The sequence below is a fragment of the Prescottella equi genome (genome assembly GCF_020171745.1).
Lineage (GTDB): Bacteria > Actinomycetota > Actinomycetes > Mycobacteriales > Mycobacteriaceae > Prescottella > Prescottella equi_A.
The window spans coordinates 1-24,339 of record NZ_JAIVAH010000002.1 but is presented as its reverse complement, the minus strand read 5'-3'; the positions used below and the strand labels follow the sequence as shown (position 1 = coordinate 24,339).

18 protein-coding genes are annotated in these 24,339 nt (G+C 68.6%); 12 read left to right on the top strand and 6 right to left on the bottom strand.

Features of this window, described 5'->3' with window-relative positions; all coding sequences use genetic code 11:
• The first annotated feature begins 65 nt into the window (after positions 1–65).
• Together LCL87_RS00120 and LCL87_RS00115 are read left to right on the top strand one after the other, a co-directional pair.
• The gene (locus tag LCL87_RS00120) at positions 66–1,025 is read left to right on the top strand and encodes a 1-phosphofructokinase (protein ID WP_225015309.1); all 960 of its coding nucleotides are present in this window, start codon (positions 66–68) and stop codon (positions 1,023–1,025) included.
• An 18-nt stretch (positions 1,026–1,043) separates the two neighbouring features.
• Entirely contained in the window at positions 1,044–3,707 is a 2,664-nt protein-coding gene (locus LCL87_RS00115; protein ID WP_510850667.1) for a cation-translocating P-type ATPase, read from the top strand.
• On the opposite strand, the gene LCL87_RS00110 is transcribed toward LCL87_RS00115, so the two are convergent.
• Positions 3,696–4,322 carry a response regulator transcription factor gene (locus LCL87_RS00110; protein WP_225015305.1) on the bottom strand — a complete coding sequence of 209 codons (627 nt, stop codon included), beginning with the start codon at positions 4,320–4,322 and terminating at the stop codon, positions 3,696–3,698. The genes LCL87_RS00115 and LCL87_RS00110 overlap by 12 nt on opposite strands.
• 138 nt (positions 4,323–4,460) lie before the next feature.
• Here LCL87_RS00110 and LCL87_RS00105 point away from each other — a divergent pair, with 138 nt between their 5' ends.
• From LCL87_RS00105 to LCL87_RS00090, 4 genes are all read left to right on the top strand, one after another.
• Positions 4,461–5,366, top strand: a complete 906-nt coding sequence (locus tag LCL87_RS00105; protein WP_225015303.1) for a universal stress protein — start codon at positions 4,461–4,463, stop codon at positions 5,364–5,366.
• Positions 5,363–5,527 carry a hypothetical protein gene (locus LCL87_RS00100; RefSeq protein WP_225015301.1) on the top strand — a complete coding sequence of 55 codons (165 nt, stop codon included), beginning with the start codon at positions 5,363–5,365 and terminating at the stop codon, positions 5,525–5,527. Before LCL87_RS00105 ends, LCL87_RS00100 begins: the two co-directional genes overlap by 4 nt.
• Positions 5,528–5,600: 73 nt before the next feature.
• Complete coding sequence (gene ppsA, locus LCL87_RS00095) at positions 5,601–7,922, top strand: phosphoenolpyruvate synthase (RefSeq protein ID WP_225015299.1); 2,322 nt, start codon at positions 5,601–5,603, stop codon at positions 7,920–7,922.
• A 4-nt stretch (positions 7,923–7,926) separates the two neighbouring features.
• Positions 7,927–8,352 (top strand): CBS domain-containing protein, encoded by a 426-nt coding sequence (locus LCL87_RS00090; RefSeq protein WP_225015297.1) that lies wholly within the window; start codon positions 7,927–7,929, stop codon positions 8,350–8,352.
• 20 nt (positions 8,353–8,372) lie between these two features.
• Here LCL87_RS00090 and LCL87_RS00085 read toward each other — a convergent pair whose 3' ends face one another.
• Positions 8,373–8,777 carry an Hsp20/alpha crystallin family protein gene (locus LCL87_RS00085; RefSeq protein ID WP_225015288.1) on the bottom strand — a complete coding sequence of 135 codons (405 nt, stop codon included), beginning with the start codon at positions 8,775–8,777 and terminating at the stop codon, positions 8,373–8,375.
• 139 nt (positions 8,778–8,916) lie between these two features.
• On the bottom strand, positions 8,917–10,425 hold the full coding sequence (locus LCL87_RS00080) for a GAF domain-containing sensor histidine kinase (RefSeq protein WP_237691554.1): 1,509 nt from the start codon (positions 10,423–10,425) through the stop codon (positions 8,917–8,919).
• 385 nt (positions 10,426–10,810) lie between these two features.
• Between LCL87_RS00080 and LCL87_RS00075 the strand changes: the two genes are divergently transcribed.
• Genes LCL87_RS00075 through LCL87_RS00065 form a run of 3 tightly spaced genes read left to right on the top strand, consistent with a single transcriptional unit; the run spans position 10,811 to position 16,054 of the window.
• Positions 10,811–11,986 (top strand): acyl-CoA dehydrogenase family protein, encoded by a 1,176-nt coding sequence (locus tag LCL87_RS00075; protein WP_225015284.1) that lies wholly within the window; start codon positions 10,811–10,813, stop codon positions 11,984–11,986.
• Positions 11,987–11,995: 9 nt separating this feature from the next.
• Positions 11,996–13,129, top strand: coding sequence for an acyl-CoA dehydrogenase family protein (locus LCL87_RS00070; RefSeq protein ID WP_225015282.1), 1,134 nt, complete (start codon positions 11,996–11,998; stop codon positions 13,127–13,129).
• 54 nt (positions 13,130–13,183) lie between these two features.
• Positions 13,184–16,054, top strand: a complete 2,871-nt coding sequence (locus tag LCL87_RS00065) for a BTAD domain-containing putative transcriptional regulator (RefSeq protein WP_225015280.1) — start codon at positions 13,184–13,186, stop codon at positions 16,052–16,054.
• 30 nt (positions 16,055–16,084) lie between these two features.
• Here the strand turns inward: LCL87_RS00065 and LCL87_RS00060 are convergent, their stop codons facing one another.
• Positions 16,085–17,386, bottom strand: a complete 1,302-nt coding sequence (locus LCL87_RS00060; RefSeq protein ID WP_225015278.1) for an HNH endonuclease signature motif containing protein — start codon at positions 17,384–17,386, stop codon at positions 16,085–16,087.
• A gap of 401 nt (positions 17,387–17,787) precedes the next feature.
• Between LCL87_RS00060 and LCL87_RS00055 the strand changes: the two genes are divergently transcribed.
• Positions 17,788–18,666, top strand: coding sequence for a hypothetical protein (locus LCL87_RS00055; protein ID WP_225015276.1), 879 nt, complete (start codon positions 17,788–17,790; stop codon positions 18,664–18,666).
• A gap of 195 nt (positions 18,667–18,861) precedes the next feature.
• Positions 18,862–21,078 (top strand): RNA polymerase recycling motor ATPase HelR, encoded by a 2,217-nt coding sequence (helR, locus tag LCL87_RS00050; protein ID WP_510850666.1) that lies wholly within the window; start codon positions 18,862–18,864, stop codon positions 21,076–21,078.
• Between the two features lie 11 nt (positions 21,079–21,089).
• On the opposite strand, the gene LCL87_RS00045 is transcribed toward helR, so the two are convergent.
• Positions 21,090–22,022 carry a hydroxymethylglutaryl-CoA lyase gene (locus LCL87_RS00045; protein ID WP_225015275.1) on the bottom strand — a complete coding sequence of 311 codons (933 nt, stop codon included), beginning with the start codon at positions 22,020–22,022 and terminating at the stop codon, positions 21,090–21,092.
• On the bottom strand, positions 22,022–23,257 hold the full coding sequence (locus LCL87_RS00040; RefSeq protein ID WP_225015274.1) for a CaiB/BaiF CoA transferase family protein: 1,236 nt from the start codon (positions 23,255–23,257) through the stop codon (positions 22,022–22,024). Before LCL87_RS00040 ends, LCL87_RS00045 begins: the two co-directional genes overlap by 1 nt.
• A 142-nt stretch (positions 23,258–23,399) precedes the next feature.
• On the opposite strand from LCL87_RS00040, the gene LCL87_RS00035 reads away from it, so the two are divergent.
• Entirely contained in the window at positions 23,400–24,266 is an 867-nt protein-coding gene (locus LCL87_RS00035; RefSeq protein WP_225015273.1) for an SDR family NAD(P)-dependent oxidoreductase, read from the top strand.
• Positions 24,267–24,339: the final 73 nt, after the last annotated feature.

Sequence of the window (24,339 nt, the reverse complement as noted above, 5' to 3'; positions counted from 1 at the left end):
CCACGCACGATCGGATGGGAGGATGCGGGCGCCGACCGCATCCTGTCCGAGGGAGGCGCCCTGCGATGCCGGCGATCGTCACGCTCACCATGAATCCGGCGCTCGACATCTCGACGACTGCCGAACGAGTCGGCCCCACCGACAAGATTCGCTGTAGCGAGCCCCGTTACGACCCCGGCGGTGGGGGGATCAATGTCGCCCGGATCGTGCGAGTGCTCGGCGAGTCCGTCGTCGCGGTGTTTCCCGTCGGCTCCGCCACGGGTGGGGTGCTCGGCGGACTGCTCGACAAGGAGGGCGTATGGACGCGCCGCATCCCGATCGACGGCGCCACTCGCGAGAGCTTCACCGTCGACGAGGACAGCTCCGGCGAGCAGTACCGCTTCGTGCTCCCCGGCCCCCGTCTGACCCGCGCCCAGCAGGAGCAGTGCCTGGTGATGCTCGAGGAGGTGGCTCGTGACGCCCGATTCATCGTCGCGAGTGGTTCGCTGCCGCCGGGTACGCCACCGGACTTCTACGATCGGGTCGCCGCGACGGCCCGTGACCTCGGTGTGCGGTGCCTGCTCGATACGTCGGGACAATCGTTGCAGCGCAGCCGATTCGGCGTGTACCTCCTCAAGCCGAGTATTCGGGAGCTGCGGGAGCTGAGCGGAGACGACCTCGCCGACGCGGCGGCTCGGCTCGCCGCGGCCCGCCGACTCGTCGACGCCGGGCGATGCGAAGTCGTCGTGTTGTCGTTGGGCGCCGGTGGGGCCCTGGTCGTCACGGCCCATTCGGCCGCCCGGTTCGCGGCCCTCCCCGTCGCGATCCGCAGTGGGGTCGGGGCGGGCGACGCGATGCTCGCCGGGATCACCGTCGGGCTGGCGCGCAACCAGCCCCTGCACGACGCGGTTCGACTCGGGATCGCTGCGGGGGCCGCGATGCTCAGGATGCCCGGCACCCGTCCGTGCCGGCGCGAGGAGATCGAGATGCTCTATCACCGCGCCCCGCCCGCGGTTGCCGTGGACGGCGACCGCGTGCAGTCGTAGGGGCGAAGCGGAGCACCGGTGGCACGCGTGCCGGCAACCGAAACCACAGTGGCGGCGACCGGACTGTCCGCAGCCGACGCTGCGGCACGTCTGCGCGCCGACGGTCCGAACGTGCTGCCGTCTGTACGGCTGGTGCCCGCGTGGCGCAAGTTGCTCGCGGAACTGACCCACTTCTTCGCGCTGATGCTGTGGGTGGCAGCCGTTCTGGCGATGGTGGCGGGGATGCCCCAACTCGCGATCGCGATCGTCGTCGTGATCCTGGTGAACGGGGTGTTCGCGTTCGTGCAGGAGGAACGCGCGGAGAAGGCGTCCGAACGGCTCCGGGACCTGCTGCCGTCGGCCGTGACAGTTCGCCGGGACGGCGAGCCACGCGTCGTCGAGGCTGCCGACGTGGTCGTCGGCGACGTGATGCTGCTTTCCAGCGGCGATCGGATACCGGCCGACGGTCGACTGCTCCACAGCGACGATCTCGCAGTCGACGAGTCGACGCTGACCGGCGAGAGTGAATCGGTACACGCGGCGAGGGACGACGACGTTTCCGCCGGCACGTATGTGGTGTCCGGTCAGGGAGAAGCCCTGTGCGTCGCGACCGCCGACGACACCCGGTTGGCCGGGATCGCGTCACTGACCGCGGGGGTGCGGCGCCCGCGGAGCCCGCTGGCCGCCGAACTCCACCGGATCGTTCGGATCATCGCGGTGCTCGCGATCGGCGTGGGGTGCGCCTTCTTCGCGTTGTCGTTGCTGGTCGGGGCGCCGGCCCACAACGGCTTCCTGTTCGCGGTCGGCGTCACCGTCGCACTCGTGCCCGAGGGACTTCTGCCGACAGTGACTCTGTCGCTGGCGATGGGCGCGCAGCGGATGGTCCGCCGACACGCCCTCGTGCGACATCTCGAGGCGGTCGAGACACTCGGCTCCACGACCCTGATTTGCACCGACAAGACCGGGACACTCACCCAGAACCGGATGACCGTGGTCCGGGCGTGGACGCCCGCCGGCTCCGTCGCAGTCGTCGGTGACGGGTACGAGCCGACGGGCCAGGTCACCGCATCCACCGCGGCACGGACCGCCGGAGCGCGAATGGGGCGCGCGGCGATTACCGCGTCCCAGGGCGGGATCTCGTTCGACGACGGCACCTGGTCAGTGGTCGGCGATCCGATGGAAGCGGCGATAGACGCATTCGCGCGCCGCCTGGCCGGCGGTCCGAACCGCGTCGGGATGCCCGTCGAACGGCGCTACGCTTTCGATCCCGTGCGGCGCCGTGAGTCGGTGGTGTCCGGCAGCACCTTGATGCTCAAGGGCGCGCCCGACTCGGTCCTGCCGCTGTGCACGGGACCGGACGACGCCGCACTCTCGAGTGCACGTCACACCGTGGACGACCTGGCGGGACAGGGGCTGCGGGTGCTGGCGGTGGCAGAGCGGCAGCTCGCCGGAGCTGCCGCACCGGACGCGTCGACGCCGGTGGAGGCGATCGAGCGGGATCTGACGCTGCTCGGTCTGTTCGCTATCGAGGACCCACCGCGCCCGGCGGTCACCGATGCGCTCGATGCGACCCGCCGTGCGCACATCAAGGTCGTCATGTTGACGGGCGATCATCCGGCCACCGCCGTGGCGGTGGCGCAGGAGATCGGGCTCATCCGAGGCGGCAGCGACTCCGTCGTGCTGCAGGGCCGCGATCTGCCGACTGACGATGCCGCGCTCGGCGAACTGCTCGATCGCGACGGAGCAGTGGTGAGCAGGGTGTCTCCCGAGCAGAAACTCGCTGTCGCCCGCGCACTCCAGGCCCGCGGTCACGTGGTCGCGATGACAGGTGACGGCGTCAACGACGGCCCGGCGCTGCGGGAGGCGGACATCGGGGTCGCGATGGGGTTGGGCGGCACCGATGTCGCGCGGGCGGCCGCTGACCTGGTGTTGCTCGACGACGACTTCTCCACGATCGTCGCCGCGGTGGAGCAGGGGCGTGCCACGTACGCGAACATCCGGAGGTTCCTCACCTATCACCTGACGGCCAATGTCGCCGAGCTCACGCCCTTCGTCGTGTGGGCGTTGTCGGGCGGGCACGTCCCGCTCGCGATCGGTGTTCTGCAGGTGCTGTGCTTCGATATCGTCACCGACCTGTTGCCGGCGCTCGCGCTCGGTGGGGAGCCGCCGAGCAAGGGCGTGATGGAGCGCCGGCCGGAGCGTCGGCATCTCATGGACCGCCCGCTCCTGACCCGCGTGTTCGGCGTCCTGGGCCCGGTCGAGTCGTCGATCGAGATGATCGCCTTCCTCACGGTGCTCACGCTCGCAGGCTGGCACCTCGGCGCCGACCCTCCGAGCGGCACGGTGCTGGTCACCGCGTCCGGTTCGGCGTTCGCCGCGGTCGTCCTCGGACAGATCGCGAATGCCTTCGCGTGTCGCAGTGCGACCCGTCCGGTATGGCAACTCGGATGGCTGACCAATCGGATGCTGGTGTGGGCGGTGGCCGCCGAATTCGTGATCCTGATCGCGCTGCTGGTCATCGGGCCGGTCGCCGCGGTACTCGGGCAGTCCCCGCCGTCGATCGCGGGATGGGCCGTCGCGATCGCGGGGATGCCGGCTCTGCTCGCGGCGGACTACTGGAGCAAGCGGATCCGACGCGGCGGTATCGGTGGAACGTCGAGACGCAGGCCGGCCGCGACATCTCGGCGACCGTCAGGTTCGTAAGTTCGGAGCTCCCATCGTCACCCCGGAACGTGCGGCGAGTACCGCCGCCTGGGCGCGGCGCTCCACACCGAGTTTTGCCAAGAGGTGGGAAACGTAGTTCTTCACGGTCTTCTCGGCCAGGAACATGCGGGCGGCGATTTCGCGATTCGTCAGGCCTTCGCCGAGTAGTGCGAGAAGGCGCCGTTCCTGCGCGGTCAGATCGTCGGGGGGCGTGCGCCGCCCTGTCGGAGGGGCGGGCAGTGGGAGTGTGCGACCCGCGCCGACCTCGCGCACCGCCTCGATCAACTGCATTCCACGAATGTCCTTGACCACGTAACCCTTTGCTCCTGCCGCGGCCGCATCCTGCATGGCGCGCTCGTCGGCGAAGGCGGTGACGACGAGGCAGCGTAGATCCGGAATCCTGGTCCGCAGTTGGCGGCACACGTCGATGCCGTTGCCGTCCGGCAGTCGCACGTCGAGCAGGACGACGTCGGGTCGGAGCGCCGGGATCCGGGCGAGAGCCTGCGACCGGTTCTCGGCCTGACCGACCACCTGCATGTCGGGGTCCGTATCGAGCAGTTCGGCGAGGCCGCGGCGCACCACTTCGTGATCGTCCACGATGAACACAGTCAACATCCTCGGCACCTCCTGGGTGCATACGATCCGATGGTACGACGTTCCGTGCGGCTCGCACCGTGTCGTGGGACTTCCGGCCCTATGCCGGGGCGCTCGGCGCGCCGACGATGGGGGAACGCGAGGTTCGTGGAGGTCGCCGTGGACGCAGTCACAACGGCAGCACCGGTCGTCGTCGGAATCGACGGTTCCGCGACGTCCCTCGCCGCGGTGAGCTGGGCGGCGCGCACGGCGCGGCTCCACGACGGCCCGCTGCGGATCGTGACCGCGCTCGGTGCGCCGTCACCATACGGCGACGACATTCGGCTCCCGCCGAGCTACTTCGCCGACCGCGATCGCGCCGCCCGCGCCGCCCTCGCAGAGGCGGCCGCGATCGCGCGGACCACCGATACCGCGTCGAACCGCACCGAGGTCGTCACCGACCTCCTCGAGGGTTCCGCCCGACCGGCCCTGATCGAGGCGTCGAAGTCGGCCCGCATGATCGTCGTCGGCAGCCGAGGGTTGGGCCGGATCACAGCCGCGCTGGCGGGTTCGGTCGCGGTGGCGCTCGCCGCTCACGCGCACAGCCCGGTCGTCGTTATCCGCGGCCACGCCGGGCAGACATCCGGCGCCGGCCACCGGCAGGTGGTCGTCGGTGTCGACGGGACCCGGAGCAGCGCGCCGGCACTCGCGACAGCGTTCGACGAGGCATCCCGACGGGGCGCCGGACTGGTCGCGATCCACACGTGGTCGCCGTTCGACCTGTCCACCGCCTTCGACGACCAACTCGATCTGCAGTGGGACGAGGTCGAGGTCGCCGAGCGGGCTGTCCTCGCGGAAAGCCTCGCGGGCTGGGAGGACCGTCATCCGGAGATCGAGGTCACCCGCATCGTCGTCCGCGGCAATGCCGCCGAGGAGTTGCGGAAGCGTGCAGCGGACGCGGACCTCCTGGTGGTCGGCTCGCACGGGCGTGGCGGGTTCGCGGGAATGCTCCTCGGATCGACGGGCACCGTGCTGCTACACACCGCGGACTGCCCCCTGATGATCGTCCGGTCGTCCGGGGAATGACCGAGAGGACAGCCGTGGATACGCCCGACGACGAGGTCCTTCTCCTCGCGGGATCGTCGGTCCCGGTGACCGACGCGATCATCTGCGCCTACGCCCGGAGTCGACCCTGTGTGGTCTTTGCAGAGGCCCTGCACGACGCCGACGAATCATCCGACGGATGACATTGGACCCTGGGACGAGCCCGGCAGGCGGTGTTTGCTGGAGGGGACCCTCGAATCACACCGAGGAGCGGTGATGACAGCTCAGTCGGCCCCGACGGGCCAACGGTGGACCGCATCGATCGATCAACTCGGGGCCACCGACGCACCGTCGGTCGGCGGAAAGGCCGCAAACCTCGGAGAACTCGCCCGCGCCGGATTCCCGGTGCCGCCGGCGTTCGCGATAGCCGAGAGCGCCTACCTCGCGGCGATGGACGCGGCCGGGATCCGTACCGAACTCGCCGATCGCGGCGCTGCGAGCCGGACGGCGGACGATGCAGTCCTCGACAGTGAATCGCGAAGCCTGCAGGACCTCGTCCGCGGGGTGAACCTGCCTGACGGCATGAGAACCGAGATCTGCCGCGCCTACCGGGATCTCGGTCCCGACGTTCCGGTGGCGGTGCGGTCGTCGGCACCCGCCGAGGACGCCGCCGACACCTCGTTCGCGGGCATTCACGAGAGCTATACCGATGTCGTCGGTGACGACGCACTGATCGACGCGGTCCTCGCGTGCTGGGCGTCGTTGTGGACGCCACGCGCCCTGACCTATCGGATCTTGCGCGGGTACGACGACGAACCGTCGATCGCCGTCGTCGTGCAGCGCATGGTCCGGTCCGACTGTTCCGGTGTCGCGTTCACGGCCGATCCTCGCACCGGGGCCCGGGACCGGATCGTCGTCGAGGCCGCGCTGGGGCTTGGGGAGGTGATCGTCGGTGGGCAGGTCGAGCCGGACACGTACGTCGTGTCGAAGGACGACTTCTCCCTGGTCGACAAGAACATCGGGTCGCAGGCGTTCGCAATCCGCCCGGGTATCCGAGGTGACCGGCGGGTGGACCTGTCTCCCGACGAGGGCAACCGCCAGGTCCTCGACATCGCACGTGTGCGAGAGATCGCGAAACTCGCTGCAGCAGTGGAGAAGCACTATGCGGCGCCGCAGGATCTCGAGTTCGCAGTCGAGGACGGTGACGTGTGGCTGGTCCAGACCCGACCGATCACCACCCTCGGCGACACCGACACCGATACCGACACTGATGTCGGCACCGAGTCCGCCGCCGCCACGACACCGCTGGTCCACGGGCTCGGCGCCGGTCCCGGGACTGCCACCGGCACCGCGCGGGTCCTGACCGCGCTCGGGGATTCCGGCCGACTCGGTGACGGCGACATCCTGGTTGCCCCGATGACCCGACCCGACTGGCTGCCCGTGTTGCGGCGCGCGGCGGCGATCGTCACCGACGGTGGGGGAGTGACGTGCCATGCCGCGATCGTCGGCCGTGAACTCGGCAGGCCCGTCGTCGTCGGCACCCACGACGCCACGAGCGTCATCACCGACGGCGCGGTGATCACCGTCGACGGGGACCGGGGGGTGGTGTTCGCCGGTGCGGTGGCGCCGACACGGGCCTCCCGTTCCGAGCCCACCGCGCCGTCCCCGCGCGCGACGACGACCGAGCCGACCGCGACCGCGCTGTACGTCAATCTCGCGACCCCGGAGGCGGCCGAGTCCGTCGCGGCCACCGACGTCGACGGTGTGGGCCTGCTCCGCGCCGAGTTCATGATCACCGGCGCGCTCGGTGGCAGACACCCCGCCGCGATGATCGCTGCCGGACGCCGGCAGGAGTACATCGACGACATGACGGCCGGCGTCGAACACATCGCCGCGGCCTTCGCTCCCCGTCCGGTCGTCTACCGCGCCGTCGACCTGCGTTCGAACGAGTTCGCGGAGCTCGAGGGTGGTGACGTGGAACCGGACGAGGACAATCCGATGATCGGCTACCGGGGCTGCTTCCGGTATGTGCGCGAGCCCGAACTGTTCGCCCTCGACCTCGACGTGCTGCATCAGGTTCGAAGGCGACTGCCCAACGTGCACTTGATGATTCCGTTCGTACGGACCCGTTGGGAACTCGCGCAGTGTCTCGCGCAACTCGACGCCCACCCGCTCGGCGCCGACCGTGGGATGCACCGCTGGATCATGGCGGAGGTCCCGTCCGTGGCCTACTGGATTCCGGAGTACGCGCGGCTCGGCATCGACGGCGTGTCCATCGGCAGTAACGATCTGACCCAGCTGATGCTCGGAGTCGACCGCGATTCCGAGGTGTGCAAGGACTTGTTCGACACGATGGACCCGGCCGTACTCGACGCGATCGATCGCATCATCGACCGTGCGCGCGCGTCGGGTCTGACGACTTCCCTGTGCGGGCAGGCGGTCTCCACCGATCCTCGACTGGCCGAACACCTCGTCCGCCGTGGCATCACCTCGGTGTCGGTGACGCCGGATTCGGCGGCCCGCACACGACGGGTCGTCGCCGCCGCCGAACGCCGCATTCTCCTCGACCACGCGCGCACGGTCAGAGTCGAGGAGTGACCCGATGCGCGCCGGCGACATCATGACGCGCAAGGTCGTCACCATCGGCGAACACGCCACCCTCGCGGCCGCGGCCGGGTTGCTCGGTACCGATCCCGAATCGACCCTGCACGTGCTCGATGACGCCGGGCACCTCGTCGGGTTGGTCACCGCGGCCCACCTGCTCGAACGCCTCCGCCCGTTACTACTCGCCGCCACCGACGTCGTCGATCCGCGGGACACGGTGTCCGACGCCATGACCGCCCCGGTCCTCGCGGTCCGCGCGGCCACCGACGTTCGTCACGTCGCGGCCGCACTGTCCGACGCCGGCACCTGCGCCGTCCCCGTCGTGGACGGCTTCACCCTGATCGGCACCGTCACCCGACTCGACCTCGTCCGTGCACTGACCGACGGCCGCCCTGCCCCGCCGACATCGGGGAGCACCCAGTGACCGCCACTCCGATCACACGGTCAGTCGGCGGACTTGACCTCGATGCTCTTCGCTGCTGATCCCTTCGCGGTCAGCGCCACGGTCACCTCGAGGATTCCCTTCGAGTAGCTCGCGTCGACCTTGTCCTCGTCGGCGCCGGGAGGCAGCGTCACCGTGCGACTGAACGAGCCGTACGAGAACTCCGAATGTCCGCTCTCCGACGTCTCCTCGGTGCGTTCGGCCTCGATCGTCAGCCGGCCGTCCTCGACGCGAACCTCGATGTCCTCGGGATTCAGGCCGGGAAGTTCGGCGCGCAGGGTGTACTTGTCGTCTCCGACGTGGTCCTCGACGCGAATCAGGTTGCCGCCGAACGGTGGACGAAAAGCGTCGAGTACCTCGGTCAGATCGGGAAAGACCGATCGGCGCCGGGTGGGAAGATTGGACATGACCACTCCTCACTGCTGTCGCACAGCCTCGGAATCGGCTGCATCTCCATTCGACCCCGATCTCGGACGCCGGGGCAGGGCCGTTGGTCACCGTCGTCGCGTACCGGGCACCCCGTAGCCGGATCCTCGGGGTCCGCCGTCAGTTGCCCGCGGGAGCAGACCACAGAACCCGCGTCCCGCTGCCGATCGTCGACTCGAACTCGAAAGTCCCACCCACCTCGTCGGCGCGCGCGGCAAGGTTCGCGAGCCCGCTGTGCGAGACACCTTCCGCGGTGCCGCACCCGTCGTCCACGATCTCCACCGTCACCCGGTCCGAGACCTCGATCGCGACACGGAGCGTGTCGGCGCACGAGTGCCGAACCGCGTTGCTGACCGCTTCGCGAACCACTGCCTCCACGTGATCTGCGAGGACCGGTGGCAGTGTCTCGGGCCGGCCGCGGATGCGGACATCAGAATCCAGCGAGGAATCGGCTGTCAGGTCCGCGACGGCTCGGCGCAGTCGTCGCCCGAGCGTGCAAGGCGGTCGGCCGTCATGAAGGTCGAAGATGGCGCTCCGAATCTCCCCGATCACCTCCTGGAGTTCGTCGATCGTCGTGTCGATGCGGGCCCGCGATCTCGGTGCCGCGGGATCGTGGAGTGCGGCGTGCAGGGACATGCCGGCGGCGAACAGACGCTGGACGACGTGGTCGTGGAGGTCGCGGGCTATTCGATCCCGATCGGCGCCCAGCGTGAGTTCCTGCCTGTCACGCTGGGCGGATGCCAGTCGTAGGGCGAGCGCGGCCTGGTCGGCGAACAACGTCATCAGCGCCAACTGGTCGGAATCGAACGCCTGACGTCCGCGCCGCCGTAGCGTCACCAGCAGCCCGGTCACCCCGTCCGCTGCCCGGAGGGGGACGATCAGCGCCGGCCCGAACGCATTCAGGACGGTGTCGAACGGCGAGTGCCCGAGCCGATCGCGATCGGTCGGCGCCGCCGTCCGGAGCATACGATCGGTGCGATCGCGATCCACCGAGACGACACTTCCCACCGCGTGCGCGGATTCCGGCCCGGACGCAACCACGATCTCCAGTTCGTCCACTTCGTAGTCCCGTGCGTCGGGATCTGTCGGCATCGCGAGAATGGACTGGTCAGCGTCGGTCAGTTCGAGCGCGCGGTCGACCACGATCTGCAACACCCGATCGGGATCACCGCCCGCGAGGAGCGCGGTGCCGATCTCGTGCAGTGCTTCGAGGCGACGCCGTCGGGAATGGGACTGGTCGTAGAGGCGCGCGTTGTCGATCGCGATCCCCGCCCCCGATGCGAGAGCGGTGACCAGGATCTCGTCGTCGGCGGTGAACGATTCCCCACCTGCCTTCTCCGTCAGATAGAGGTTTCCGTAGACCTTCCCACGGAGCCGGATCGGAACTCCCATGAACGTCTTCATCGGGGGATGTCCCACCGGAAATCCGATCGAGGCCGGGTGTCGGCGTATGTCGTCCAGTCGCAGTGGAACGGGATCGTCGAACACCCGCCCCAGGAGTCCACGACCCTGCGGCAGCGCACCGATCCTCCGTACCGTCTCGCGATCGAGGCCCTCGTGTACGAACTGGGAAAGCCGGGTGCTGTCGGGCTCGCGAACGCCGAGTGCCCCGTATCGCGCACCGGTCATCCGCATGCCCGCCACGACGACCCGGCGGAGAGTTTCGGGAAGGTCCAGATCTGCCGTGACGTCGACCAACGCTCGTAAGAGGTCCTCGAGTTGGTTCCTCGTGCGGCAGGACGCGACGATCAGCTCGCTTCGGTCGAGCGGGTCGTCGGTGTACGGGGTAGCTGGTCTCGGCAATCGGGGCACGGCGTCATCTGTTCGCGTGGCTACTGCGGGTACCGCGGATATCACTCGCGGGCCCTCGTCATGCAAGAACGAGGATACGGGAGTTCGTGGGTCGAACGGGGCCGCGCCGACGCGTGCGCAAAGCCTCCTGTTTGCGCATGCCAGGAGGGTAACGTTCGCATCTAGGACCGGTCCGGATCCGTGTGCGTGGAGGTAACCATCGATGAATCTGGCGTTGACCCCGCAAGAGCGTGCCTTCCGGGACGAGATGCGCGCGTTCTTCCGGACGGAGATTCCCTCCGAGATCCGGGAGCGGGTGGCCTCCGGCGGCACGGTGAGCCGGGACGAGCTCGTCACGACGCAGCGCATCCTCAACGCCGCGGGACTCGCGGTCCCGCACTGGCCGGTGAAGTGGGGTGGACAGGACTGGACGGCGGTGCACCGTCACATCTGGCTGGACGAGATGCAACTGGCCGCCGTCCCGGAACCGCTCGCGTTCAACGCGAACATGGTCGGACCGGTCATCGCAGCGTTCGGGTCCGACGATCAGAAGGAGCGGTTCCTTCCGGCGACCGCGAACCTCGACATCTGGTGGTGCCAGGGCTTCTCCGAGCCCGGATCGGGCTCGGATCTCGCGTCGTTGCAGACGCGCGCGGTTCGTGACGGCGACGACTACATCGTCAATGGACAGAAGACCTGGACCACGCTCGCGCAGTATGCCGACTGGATCTTCTGCCTGGTGCGGACGGACCCGAACGCACCCAAGAAGCAGGCCGGGATCTCGTTCCTCCTGATCGACCTCACCTCGCCGGGCGTCACGGTCCGGCCGATCAAGCTCATCGACGGCAGCTACGAGGTCAACGAGGTGTTCTTCGACGACGTCCGCGTCCCCGCTGAGAACCTCGTGGGGGACGAGAACGCGGGCTGGAGCTATGCCAAGTTCCTGCTCGGGAACGAGCGGACGGGCGTCACCGGCGTCGGCCGCACCAAGATCCGGCTCGCGCGGGCCAAGGAGCGCGCCGCGCAGACACCACTCGGATCCGGAACGCTGCTCGACGACCCGCTGTTCGCCGCGCGGGTGGCCGAGCTGGAGAACGAGTTGCTCGCGCTCGAGCTGACGCAGTTGCGGGTGGTGGCCGCGTCCGCGAACGGCAAACCCGACCCGGCGTCGTCGCTGCTCAAGCTGCGCGGATCGGAGTTGCAGCAGGCCGCGACCGAACTTCTCGTCGACATCGCCGGTCCGGACTCGCTGCCGTACGACGCCGGCGACGAGATCGACTCCCCGCTGTGGGCGCAGCGGGCCGCTCCCACGTATCTCAACTACCGCAAGGTATCCATCTACAGCGGGTCGAGCGAGGTGCAGCGCACCATCATCGCGTCGTCGATCCTCGGATTGTGAGGCGGCGAAATGGATTTCGATCTGGACGACGAACGGAAGCTGCTGCGTGACACGACGCGGGAGCTGCTGGACCGCAGCTACGACCTCGAACAGCTCGCAGCCGCGAAGGCGACACCGCGCGGTTGGCGAGAGGATGTGTGGCGCAGGCTCGCCGAGACCGGTCTCCTCGGGCTCGGGTTCGACGAGGCCGACGGCGGTTCGGAGGCCGGGCCGGTAGAGGTCGGGATCGTCATGACCGAACTCGGGCGCCGACTGGCCCCCGAACCGGTCCTCGATGCAGTGCTGTTGCCCGGCGGACTGATCGCGGACGTCGGCAGCGAGGCTCAGCGGCGCAAGATTCTGCCGGGCGTGGTCGGCGGCGCGATCCTGCTGGCGTTCGCACACGCCGAGCCGGGGCAGCGCTGGCCGTCGCTGGAGGTGCGCACCACCGCTGTGCAGCAGGGCGATTCGTGGACAATCGACGGAACCAAGAACCCCGTCCCGCACGGCGACTGCGCGGACACCGTGGTGGTGTCGGCGTCGCTTCCGGACGGTGGGATCGGCCTGTTCCTCGTCGACGGTGACACTCCGGGCGTGACCCGGAAGCGATACGCGACGCACGACGGGCTGCGCGGCGCGCAGATCGAGTTGCGTGGCGCGCCCGCGGAACCGCTGGGGAGCGGTGGCGACGCGGTGGTCGCGATCCGCGCCGCGCAGGTACGCGCACAGGCCGCCCTGTGCGCCGAGGCGGTGGGTGCAATGGAGGAGGTGCTACGCCTCACCACCGAATACCTGAGAACCAGAAAGCAGTTCGGCGTTCCACTCGCGAGTTTCCAGACGCTGACGCAGCGCGCCGCGGACATGTATGTGTCGCTCGAGTTGGCGCGCAGCATGAGTCAGTACGTGACGATGTCGCTCGCCGACGGTGTGGTCGATCCGGTCGTCGCCTCGCGTGCGAAGCTGCGCATCGGCCGATCCGCGAGGCACATCGGGCAGGAGTCGATCCAGATGCACGGCGGCATCGGCATGACGGCGGAGTATTCGGTGGGCCACTACGTGTCGAGGCTGACCGCGATCGAGCACACTCTCGGTTCGGCCGACGACCACCTCAGGGTGCTCGCGGCCGACGTTGCGGGACACGACATGGTCAACGTGACCGGCTGACAGGACCACAGGGGTAACAGGACTACACGGCGATCGGACCGAAGGGAGCGACCGATGGCGGACGGACTCGAGTTCTCGGTCCTGGGTCCCGTCTCGGTGCGTCGTGCCGGCAACCCGATCGTGCTCGATGCGCAGCAGCGAGCGTTGCTCGCCGCGCTGCTGGTCGCATTTCCGCACTCGGTCGACATCGAACGTCTGCGCGCGCAGGTGCGGTACACCGGCGCGGCTGCGGCCGGCGACGGGCAGGTCGACGGAGGACCCGATCCGCTCGTGCAGTCCCTCGAAGGATTGAGGCAACGGCTCGATGCCGGTGCCGCCGAGGGGGAGCGGAGTCTGGTCCGCGACGGTACCCGGGTGCAGTTGGTCCTCGATCGAGATGCGTTGGATTCCCAGCGTTTCGTCGACGAGGTGCGTCGCGGCGACGCGATGGTGGCGACGGCCCCGGAGACCGCGGCGGAGGCCTATCGCGAAGGCTTGCGCCTGTGGCACGGCATCGCCTACGCGGGGATTCCCAGCACGGCCTTCGCTGAAACCGTCTTCATCGAGGCAGAGGTGTTCAGCTTGACCGCGCTCCGATTCGGGGCGCGAATGTCCTTGGCGACAGCACAACTCGACAGCGGTTCGCCGGCCGCGGCCGCCGTCGAGGCGGAGGCGCTCGTCGCCGACCACCCCCTCGACGAGCGCGCGTGGGAACTGTTGGTGCTCGGGCTGTCCCGATCGGGTCAGCAGGCGCACGCCCTGGCCGCGATCCGCAGGTGCCGCGCGATCATCGACGACCGGCTCGGCTGCGAAATCGGTCCCCCTCTGCGGCGCATAGAGACCGCGATCCTGACGAATGACGCCGTCTACCTCGAATCGGCCCGGGTGTCCGAGCCGCGGAAGTCTCGCGGATCGAACCTGATGGCACCGCGGACACGCCTCATCGACCGTGAACGGGAAGTCTCGGAGCTCATGGAACTTCTCGACACCGGGCGGCTGGTCACTCTCGTCGGGCCGGGCGGCGTCGGTCGGACGCGGCTCGCGGTCGAGGCATGCCGCCGACGTGAGGATCCTGACGGGCCGTGGGTCGTCGATCTTTCGAAAGTCAGTGATGGCGCGCTTATTCCGTCGACGATTGCGACGATGCTGGCGTTACCCGGAATAGGGTCTGCGGCTCATCTGGCGGACGCGCTGGCCGCGCGTGCCTGTGTGCTGCTTCTCGACAATTGCGAGCACGTCTCCGACTACGCGGCCGACGTGGCGCGTGCGATCGTCGCCGAGTGCCCGGACGTGCGGATCATCGTCACCGGTGCGGACCCCCTCGGGGTCGAGGGTGAAGCGGTGCACGTGGTGACGGCGCTGCCGGTGGACGATGCCGCGGTCGAGTTGTTCTCCGAACGGGCTGCAGGTGTGACCGCGACGTGGAAGTTGGATTCGCGCAATACCGACGCGGTCCACACGATTTGCCGCGCAGTGGAGGGGCTGCCACTCGCGATCGAAATCGCTGCGGCACAGCTTCGGTGGATGACGGAGCAGCAGATCGTCGAGCGACTGGCGAACCATTTCACGTTGCTTCACGGCACTCCCGACCCTGCCATCGGTCCGCGTGGGCGGCTGTGGGACACCATCGACTGGGCCAACCGGCTGCTGTCCGACGGGGAGGCGCGTCTGCTGCGCCGGGTCTCGGTGTTCGCCGGATCCTTCGATGCGGAGGGCGCCACGGCAGTGTGTGTGTTGGGCGCACTCGATCGGGTGTCGGCGGTTCTCACCGGTCTGGTACGGCGGGGGCTGATTCGGGTCGTCCCCGGTTCTTCGCCTCCGCGGTATCGCATGCTCGCTACGGTGCGCCGTTTCGCGCGCGAGCAGGCCGACGACGCGGAATCGATCGGGATCCGGGCAGCGCACCGCGCCTACGTGCTGGCCCGTGTGGAGGCGATTTCGCCGATGCTGCGCAGCGCCCGCGCCGGTCAAGCGGTGGACATGCTCGCGGCCGACCAAGCGGAGCACCGTGCGGCGCTGGAGTCGGCGTTTGCCGTCGACGACGCCCACTATGCCCTCGAACTGGCGGGTCTGCTGGCCTGGTTCTGGTATCGGATCGGCAACATCGGTGAGGGACTGCAGTTCCTGCGAACCGCACTGGATCTGGTTGCCGGGGATTGGCGGCCGCCGGAGCCGAGAGTGATGGCGCGGGCACTCGACGGTCTGGCGTCGTTGACGTACCTGACCGGTGACGCTTCGACGGCGGAGGACTCGGTGCGCCGCGGTGCTCAACTGTGGTCGTCGATCGGTGAGATGGGCGAGGTGGCACGCGACGAGGCGTGGAGGGCACACTTCGTCGCGATCCAGGGCCGGCCCGAGGTTGCGGTCGAGATCTGCCGCCACGCGGTGCAGTTGGCGGTCGAGCATGGTGCCCTGTGGGCGGAGGCCGAGGCCCGGATGCTGCTCGGCATGCTGCTGCGGTCGGTGGGGGAGGTCGAGGAAGCACGTGACGAGCTGCGGGCCGCGATCCGGATCGGGGAACGGTGTGGACATCGCTGGACGGTGACATCGTCGACCTGGGCGTTGATGAAGGCCGACGCGGATGCGGGCGACGTGGAGGGTGCGCTCGCGACGATGCGTGTGATGCGCGCCGATCTGGAGGAGGACGGGGACGTCACGTCGTGGCTGGTGATGATCCACTCGACCGCGGCAGTGTTGGCGGCGTCCGGGCGCCCCACGGACGGCGCGGTACTGATGGGCGCCGTCGACGCTCTGGGGGCACACGCGGGTTTCCTGCCGGCCTGGATCGATGCGGTCGACGGCCCCATCGAGGCGGCCGTCGTCCACGATGCGCTCGAGGACGAGGAATACGAGCAGTACGCGGCAATGGGCGCCCACTTGACCCGGGAGGAAGTCAACCGGTTGGTGGGTGAACTGGTCGAGGGGCCGGTCTCCGAATCGCGCTAGGAGCAGGCTGATTCGGAACGACCCCCGCGCCTACGCTGCGCGTGGTCCCGCACGGTTGTGGGCCGGGATGGGTTTCTTGTAGGGATCGACGGTGCTCGGTGGGGTGAACCACGGCTTTCTGTCGGTGCCGATTTTCACTTCCCAGTGGGAGTGGTGGAGCAGCGTGTGGTGGTAGCGGCAGAGCAGGACGAGGTTGTCGAGGTCGGTGGGTCCGCCGTCTGCCCAATGTGTGACGTGGTGGCCTTCGCAGTGGGCGGGTGGTGCGCCGCAGCCGGGGAAGGCGCAGCCGTGATCGCGGGCGATGAGTGCCCGCCGTTGCTTCTTCGACACTGTTCTGCTGGTGCGGCCCAGGTCGATCGGTACGCCGTCGCTCATGACGATGGGGGTGAGGTGGCAGTCGCAGGCCAATCTGCGTGCGGTCGCGATGGAGAGTGGCCCCATGTGGGGCATTCGTGCAACGTCTTTGTCGCCGAACAGGTCCGGATCGCCGTCTGCGCCCGCCCACTCGTGATCGGTCTCGCTGCGGGCAAGATCCTTGGCATTCACGTGCAGGGACAGATGCGGTCGTTCCCCGCCCTCGATGGGGGCGTCGCCGGAGTCGAGGTAGCGGCGCAGGATCTCGGCGAACGCGTCCGCGCGCTGCCGCGCCGGGGTGCGGGCGCCGGCAGGGTCGTCCATCGGGTTGCGTGGCTTGGTCAACGACGACAACGCGGTCAGCAACATCTCACCGGTCACCGCGTCGAGGTCACCCTTTACCGCGACCCTCCCGTTCAGAGTTTTCGAGGCGTGGAATTCGTTGCGTTCGACGTCCTCGCTGGGTGGCAGTTCGTCGGATTCGAAGATCCGCTCCAACCGGGAGATGCAGGTGCGCACGGTCGTGGTGGTTGCGGTGGGCCCGGTGGCGCTGTCCAGCAACACTTTCCGGCACGCATCCAGTGCCTCGTTCGGCATGCCGCGGGGCGGGGTCTCGCAGAACTTTCCGATCAAAGCGGCATGCTCGGCAGAGATGTCACCTGCGTTGAAGGCGTCAGCGATCTCGGATTGCCGACCGAGCATCTTGCCCAGCGCCAGGATCTTCGCTGCGACCGATACTTCCAACAGCGAATTCGCGGCCAGCCAGAACTTCACACTCCGAAATCCGAGGGTGTCGAGCGAAACTGCCCGCTCATCCACCTCGGCCACCATCGCAACACGTAACGCCTCGAGGCGCTCGATCTCGCGGGAGACATCCAACGTGGCCTGCAACAACAAGGCCTCAGGGAGCCGGCACACGTCATCGGGCCGCAGCGCGGTGGTCGCGATGCCCGAATTGTTGAGTCCCCCCGGATTCATGACTCGAGCCTGGTTCGAACTGGTGTTCGAGTCAATGGGTCGCGTTGACTCATCGAAGATGCCGGCAATGTGTTGCGGTCTGCCCTGACGCCGAGAATCGTGCGATGGCAGGCTCCGCGGCCGGTGGTCGATGGGCTGGAAGCTGTTGCAGCCCTATCATTCTGCTGGTCGGCACTCGGTGTGTCGACGGGGAAGCGTCTGGCTCCGGTTCTGCTGGAGTTGGTTCCGGCGTCGCGACCCTTCGTGCGTCAGACCCACAGGGTGTCGCGGCTCAACGCGAAGATGAGCGCAGGCAGGTGTACCGTCGGAACCTTCGCCTCGTGCGGAGTCTCGGGAGTGAGTGCGCGTGACGGCAAGTCGGAAATGGGTTCGGGCACTGCTGGTGGCTGCTGGGGTCCGAAATGGTTGAGCGAACCCCGCTTCCCATAGCGAATGAGGGGATCGATATCGGCGCGATCCTCAGGGGGCACCGTCCCTGGCCGTACGGGTACGCGGTCGATGTCGACGGTGAACCGGCGACTGTCCGCGTAAGCAAGTGGTCCGTCGACGATGACGGCGCATTCGTCTCGCCGTCCGGCAACGTCATGGTCAGGTTCGACGTGGCAGGCGCCGACCTGATTCCGGTTCGTGCGGTCAGTGTGATCCGCTGGGCCGCGCCGGTGAACCTCGCCGCGCTCTATCTCTACTCCCACGCCGCGGGTTCTGTGGGCACGAGATTCGAAGTGGCAGCCTTCTTTTCGTCCTCGTGCATGCAGATCGATGCGCCTTCGAACTTCGACTGGCAGAAGTACGCCATCCGGCATCCCGGGAGCTACACCGTCTACCGCACCACCGTCGCTTCCGAGCAGCCCGCCAATGTGTACCGATCACCGGACAGTCGCTACTACCTGCCCTACCTGGACCGGCGTGGCAGCTACTGGGATGTTCGGGTCGTGCCACCGCCTGAGGCCTCAGGACTTGGATCATCGTTCGACGCGGCACTGGGGGCATTGTCTAGAAAAGCAGCCATCAGGAGCGACATCAGGCCACTCGCGCTCGAGTGGGTGCGCGACAGCACGGTCGAGTTCACGTTCCTTCTGGTTCGACGGCAACGCTGCTATCGCATCGAGTTGGAGTTTCCTACCGACGACCACATGGCCGGGGGCAGATTCCTGCTGCCCGGCGGCATGGTGCTCATCCGCGAGCCCGCACAGTTTGCTGCTGGGTTGGTCTGGATGCTGTACGAACGCTCGGCAGTTTCGTCGTCGCTGTTCGGTGAGGAGTGCGAATGCACGGCTTGACATGGGGGAGATCTACGGGAAGGAGGAGATCCACTCGTTTCCACTATCAACTTATAACGCACGGGGGGCCTTGCGGCAAGGCCCCGGGTATGCCGCAGAATCGCTGGCCTGAGCCGGAATTCTCGAGTGGGGAACGCATCCGGCAGTGCCGGTGTGAACCAGATGGGAACACCGGCCCAGGGAAGGTGAGGGCACGTGTCGATTCGGGAATACGAACAAGAACTGCAGGACGAGCAGACCTATGTGGCGGGACTCTACGCACGACTCGATGCAGAGCGCGCACGGGTGAAGGGGCGGTACAGCGCGACGCTACGGAGCCCGATCGACGCCGAGAACGGCGGCACGCTGGTGGAGCGGGATGCAGGAGTGCGCGCGCTGGCCCGCGAGATCACCCGACTGGACGTCGCGGATCACGGTCTGTGCTTCGGCCGGCTGGACAGTCTCACCGGTGAGCCGTCCTACATCGGCCGCATCGGACTGTTCGACGAGGCGAACGAGTACGAGCCACTGCTGCTCGATTGGCGGGCGCCGGCCGCCCGCGCCTTCTACGTCGCCACCGCCGCGCACCCGGAGGGCATGCGGCGCCGTCGCCAGTTCCACACAAGTGGGCGTGAGGTGGTCGATTTCACCGACGAGATCCTCGGCCGCCCCGACGGCGACGGGCAAGGCACAGGCGTGGACCGAGTCGACGCGGCCCTGCTCGCAGCGGTGAACGCGCCCCGCGGCGACGGCATGCGCGACATCGTCGCGACGATTCAGGCCGAGCAGGACCGGATCATCCGGCTCGACCACGACGGGGTGCTGGTGATCGAGGGTGGTCCGGGCACCGGCAAGACGGTCGTCGCGCTGCACCGCGTCGCCTACCTGCTCTACACCCAGCGGGCGCGGGTCGAGCACCACGGTGTGCTCGTCGTCGGGCCGAATCCGGCGTTCCTCGGCCACATCGACCGCGTCCTGCCGTCGCTGGGGGAGTCGAACGTGGTGTTCACCACCACCGGCGATCTCGTGCCGGGTCTGTCCACGACACGCGAGGACGCGCCGGACGTCGCCCGCTTCAAAGGGGCGCTGACGATCCTGGACGTGCTGGCAGCGGCGATCGCCGATCGGCAACGACTGCCGGAGGATCCGCTGCCGATCGAACTGGCCGACGTCACGGTGCGGATCGACGCCGAGACCGCGCAGTGGGGTCGGGAGGAGGCGCGGGCGAGCGGGCTGCCACACAACGAGGCCCGCGAGGTGTTCCGCGACATCGTCACCTACGTCCTCACGGAACGGGCGATCGGACGGATCGGCCGGGGCTGGCTGACCCGCGCGGACCGCGACGCGTGGGAGCGGCTGCGCGTCGACCTCCTCGCCGAACTCGCCGAGGACAACGGGTTCCGACAAGCGTTGGACGAACTGTGGCCGATCCTGACGCCGGAAACGGTTCTCGCACAGCTGTACACGTCACCGGAGCGACTGCGCGCGGCCGGCGCCGACCCCGCGCTGTGGCGTGCCGACGGTGCCGCCTGGACGGTGTCGGACGTCCCACTGCTCGACGAGTTGGCCGACCTGCTCGGTGCCGACCCGGCGGTGGAGCGGGCTGCCGAGCAGAAGCGGAAGGCCGACGCGCAGGCCGAAGCGGCGTATGCCGCAGGCGTGCTCGACCTCATGGTCGGCCGCGAGGACCACATGGACGACGACGACCACCTGTTCGCCACGGACCTGCTCTACGCCGAGGATCTGGCGGAACGCTTCGTCGAGCGCGACACCCGCGAACTCGCCGAACGTGCCGCGGCGGATCGGAGCTGGACGTACCGGCACGTCGTGGTCGACGAGGCGCAGGAACTGTCGGAGATGGACTGGCGGGTGCTGATGCGCCGCTGCCCGAGCCGGTCCTTCACGGTGGTCGGTGATCTCGCGCAACGCCGGTCGGCGGCCGGCGCGACGTCGTGGGACGCGATGCTGGCACCGTACGTGCCGGACCGCTGGGTCTACCGGTCGCTGTCGGTGAACTACCGGACCCCGGCGGAGATCATGGCCGTCGCTGCCGCGGTGCTCGCCGAGTTCGCGCCCGACGTCACGCCGCCGGACTCGGTGCGTGAGTGTGGTGTGCAGCCCTGGTCCAGGAGCGTCCACGGCGACCAACTGGATACTGCAATAGCAGAATTCGTGCGCGACGAGGCCGGCAGGGAGGGGACCTGCGTCGTGATCGGGCCACCCGACGTCCCGGGGGCCGTGGCGGCGTCGGAGACCAAGGGGCTCGAGTTCGACGCCGTCCTGGTGGTGGATCCCGATCGGATCCTCGCGGACGGGCCCCGCGGTGCCGCCGAACTCTACGTCGCGCTCACCCGCGCCACTCAGCGCCTCGGAGTGCTGCACCGCGGCCCGCTGCCGGCCGTCCTGGCCGGGCTCGCCAGGACAACCGGATAGGGCTGCAACGGTCAGGCCGGGCGCACCCACTCGAAGGCGTGTGCCTCGGAGCGGGTGCCCTCGGCCGTCTTGGACCGGTTGGGCTCGCCCAGCTCGGCGAGCATCGGCGTCGCGATGTCCACGAGGGCGGTCAACGTGTGCGGGGTGAGCCAGTCCGGCCGGGTCGCGAACGCGATGTCCTCGGTGGACGTGTTGCCGCTCGCGCCGGGCGCGAACGGGCAGCCGCCGAGCCCGCCGAGGGAGCCGTCGACGACGTCCGCCCCGGCGCCGATCGCCGCCAGGGTGTTCGCGACGCCGAGCCCCCACGTGTCGTGACCGTGGAACACGATGCGGCGCTGCGGCGATTCGGCCTTCACCCGCCCGACCAGTGCGGCCACCTGCGCCGGAACGGCCTGACCGAGCGTGTCGGCCAGGACGATGTCGTCGGCGCCGTCGCCGCGCGGGTCGTTCGCGATGGCCAGCACGCGGTCGGCCGGGACGTCGCCCTCGAACGGGCACGTGAACGACGTCGCGATGCACAGCTGGATGCGCCCGCCCACCGCCCGGGTCAGCTCGATCGCGGCGGGCATCGCGGCGAGGCTGTCGTCGGTGGACCGTCCGATGTTGGCGCGGTTGTGGGATTCCGATGCCGAGAAGCAGTACTGGAAGTTCCGGGCGCCGGCGGCCGCGGCCTTCTCCACGTGGCGGGGCGTGGCCACCCACACCCAGCAGCGCTCCAACTCCTCGGGCGTCAACTCGCCGATCACCTCGAGGGTGTTGGCCATGGGCGGCACCAGATCGGGCCGGGCCATCGACCCGACCTCGAGTTCGGGAACGCCGAGGGCCAGCAGGCCCCGCGCGATCTCGAGCTTGCGGTCGGTCGGGAGCACCTTGCCGGTCAGCTGGAGGCCGTCGCGCAGGGTGACGTCGCGCAGAATCGAATGGGGTGCAAAGGAGTAACTCATCAGGACTCCGTCTCGGTGGCGATCCGGTCGATCTCGGCGTCGGACAGCCCCAGCACCGCCGCGAGCACGTCGCGGGTGTGCTCGCCGAGATCCGGGCCGACATGGTCGATGGGCAGCGACTTGTCGCCGATCACGGGCACGATTCCCGGGAAGCCCACCGGCTGCGGCGATTCGGCGCCGGTGTCTACGTCGAACGTCTGAATCATGTTGCGCGCGTTGTACTGTTCGTCGTCGACGATGTCGGCGGCGGTGTAGATCGGCCCGGACGGGACGTTCGCGTCGTCGAGGATGCGCAGGGCGTCGTCGCGGGTGTGACGCGACGTCCAGGCGCCGATGGCGGCGTCGAGTTCGTCGCGGCGCGCCCAGCGTCCCGCGTTGGTCTGCAATTCCGCGTCTGCCGCGAGGTCGGGTCGCTCGATCGTCTCCATGTAGCGCTGGAAGATCGCGTCGCCGTTGCCGGAGATGATGATGCTGGTGCCGTCGTTGCACGGATACGCGTTGGACGGCGCGATGCCCTCCATCCGGCCACCCACCCGCTCGCGCTTGACGCCGTACGCGAGATAGTCGGGGATCAGCGACTCCATCATCGACATGATCGATTCGTTGAGCGCGACGTCGATGGTCCGCTGCGACAGCGAGAGCGACGCGCCGACGCGGGACTGCCTCTGGAACAACGCCATCACCGATCCGAACGCCGCGTACAGGCCGGCGATGGAGTCGCCGATCGAGACGCCGACCCGTACGGGCGGACGGTCGGGGTCGCCCACCAGTTCCCGGAAGCCGCCGACGGCCTCGGCGACGGCCGCGAACCCGGGCCGTTCGGCGAGCGGTCCGGTCTGCCCGAACGCGGAGATCCGGGTGATCACCAGGTCGGGGTTCACCGCGTTCAGCTGCTCCGGCCCGATACCCCACTTCTCCAGGGTTCCGGGACGGAAGTTCTCCAGCAGGACGTCGCACTTCGCCGCGAGGTCGAGGACCAGGCGTCGGCCCTCGTCGGACCGCAGGTCGAGCACGATCGACTTCTTGTTCCGGTTGATCGTGCGGTAGAGCATCGACGTCGTGCCCGAGTACAGGCGCCAGTTGCGCAGCTCGTCGCCGGTGCGGGGGCGCTCGACCTTGATCACTTCGGCGCCGAAGTCGGCGAGCAGCCGGCCCGCGGTGGGGGCCGCGATGTAGTTGCCCAGCTCGAGCACGCGGATGCCGTCGAGGGGCCGCGTCGGGTTGTCCTGCGTCATCCCTCGATTCAAGCAGTTCCGGGTCCGTCGTGGTTTTCCCGTCCATCGGGAAGTGACATGCACACGAGGCCGCGCCTACGGTGTGCTGAATGAGACGCAGGCCACACCCCTCGTGTGGTCTCCCGACAAACGGTTGGAGTGGATGGTGGGTCTGAGTTCGGATCGGATCGTGGTGGTCACCGGCGCGAGTCGCGGCGCAGGTAAGGGAATTGCGCTGGCACTCGGCGAGACCGGGGCCAAGGTGTACGTCACCGGGCGGACGCAGACCGAGGGCGACGCCCCGCTGCCCGGCACGGTGTTCGCGACGGCCGAGGAGATCACCCGCCGCGGCGGCGAGGGTGTTCCGGTGGTGCTCGACCACAGCGACGACGCGCAGGTCGCGGCGTTCTTCGAGCGTCTGAAGGAGGAGCACGGCCGCCTGGACATCCTCGTCAACAACGCGCTGGCGGTGCCGGACGAGTTGACCAAGAAGGGGCCGTTCTGGGAGAAGTCCCTGGCCCTGCTCGACGTGCTGGACGTCGGCATGCGGTCGAGCTACGTCTCCAGCTACTACGCCGCGCCGCTGCTCGCCGCCAACGGTGAGGGCCTCGTCGTCAACACGTCGTCGTTCGGTGGCACCTGCTACATGCACGGACCCGCGTACGGCGCCGGCAAGGCCGCGGTCGACAAGATGGCCCACGACATGGCGGTCGACTTCAAGCCGTTCAACGTCGCGGTGGTCTCGCTCTGGATGGGTCTGCTCATGACCGAGCGCACCAAGGCCGGCTTCGACGCGAACCCGGGTGCGTACGACGGCCTCGCGGCGACCGCGGAGTCCGCGGAGTTCCCCGGACGGGTCATCGACGCGCTCGCCCGCGACCCCCAGCTGATGAAGCGCAGCGGCCAGGTGCTCGTCGGCGCCGAGGTCGCAGAGGAGCTCGGCGTCAAGGACCTCGAGGGGAAGCAGCCGCCGTCGCACCGTCAGTTCCTCGGCAATCCGCCGGCGTTCTCCGAAGCTGTCATCGACTGACAACCGAGTCGATCGACACCGATCTGCAGCGGACTCGTATCGGATTGGTATCGGCAGGTGGTCCCCGTCGTGT

Excerpts from the sequence above, each read along its gene's own strand:
- LCL87_RS00120 (WP_225015309.1), top strand. The coding sequence starts at position 66 with ATGCCGGCGATCGTCACGCTCACCATGAATCCGGCGCTCGACATCTCG.
- LCL87_RS00110 (WP_225015305.1), bottom strand. The coding sequence starts at position 4,322 with ATGTTGACTGTGTTCATCGTGGACGATCACGAAGTGGTGCGCCGCGGC.
- LCL87_RS00085 (WP_225015288.1), bottom strand. The coding sequence starts at position 8,777 with ATGTCCAATCTTCCCACCCGGCGCCGATCGGTCTTTCCCGATCTGACC.
- LCL87_RS00075 (WP_225015284.1), top strand. The coding sequence starts at position 10,811 with ATGAATCTGGCGTTGACCCCGCAAGAGCGTGCCTTCCGGGACGAGATG.
- LCL87_RS00100 (WP_225015301.1), top strand. The coding sequence starts at position 5,363 with ATGACCGAGAGGACAGCCGTGGATACGCCCGACGACGAGGTCCTTCTC.
- LCL87_RS00035 (WP_225015273.1), top strand. The coding sequence starts at position 23,400 with ATGGTGGGTCTGAGTTCGGATCGGATCGTGGTGGTCACCGGCGCGAGT.
- LCL87_RS00090 (WP_225015297.1), top strand. The coding sequence starts at position 7,927 with ATGCGCGCCGGCGACATCATGACGCGCAAGGTCGTCACCATCGGCGAA.
- ppsA (WP_225015299.1), top strand. The coding sequence starts at position 5,601 with ATGACAGCTCAGTCGGCCCCGACGGGCCAACGGTGGACCGCATCGATC.
- LCL87_RS00070 (WP_225015282.1), top strand. The coding sequence starts at position 11,996 with ATGGATTTCGATCTGGACGACGAACGGAAGCTGCTGCGTGACACGACG.
- LCL87_RS00065 (WP_225015280.1), top strand. The coding sequence starts at position 13,184 with ATGGCGGACGGACTCGAGTTCTCGGTCCTGGGTCCCGTCTCGGTGCGT.
- LCL87_RS00080 (WP_237691554.1), bottom strand. The coding sequence starts at position 10,425 with ATGACCGGTGCGCGATACGGGGCACTCGGCGTTCGCGAGCCCGACAGC.
- LCL87_RS00060 (WP_225015278.1), bottom strand. The coding sequence starts at position 17,386 with ATGAATCCGGGGGGACTCAACAATTCGGGCATCGCGACCACCGCGCTG.
- LCL87_RS00055 (WP_225015276.1), top strand. The coding sequence starts at position 17,788 with ATGGTTGAGCGAACCCCGCTTCCCATAGCGAATGAGGGGATCGATATC.
- LCL87_RS00045 (WP_225015275.1), bottom strand. The coding sequence starts at position 22,022 with ATGAGTTACTCCTTTGCACCCCATTCGATTCTGCGCGACGTCACCCTG.
- LCL87_RS00040 (WP_225015274.1), bottom strand. The coding sequence starts at position 23,257 with ATGACGCAGGACAACCCGACGCGGCCCCTCGACGGCATCCGCGTGCTC.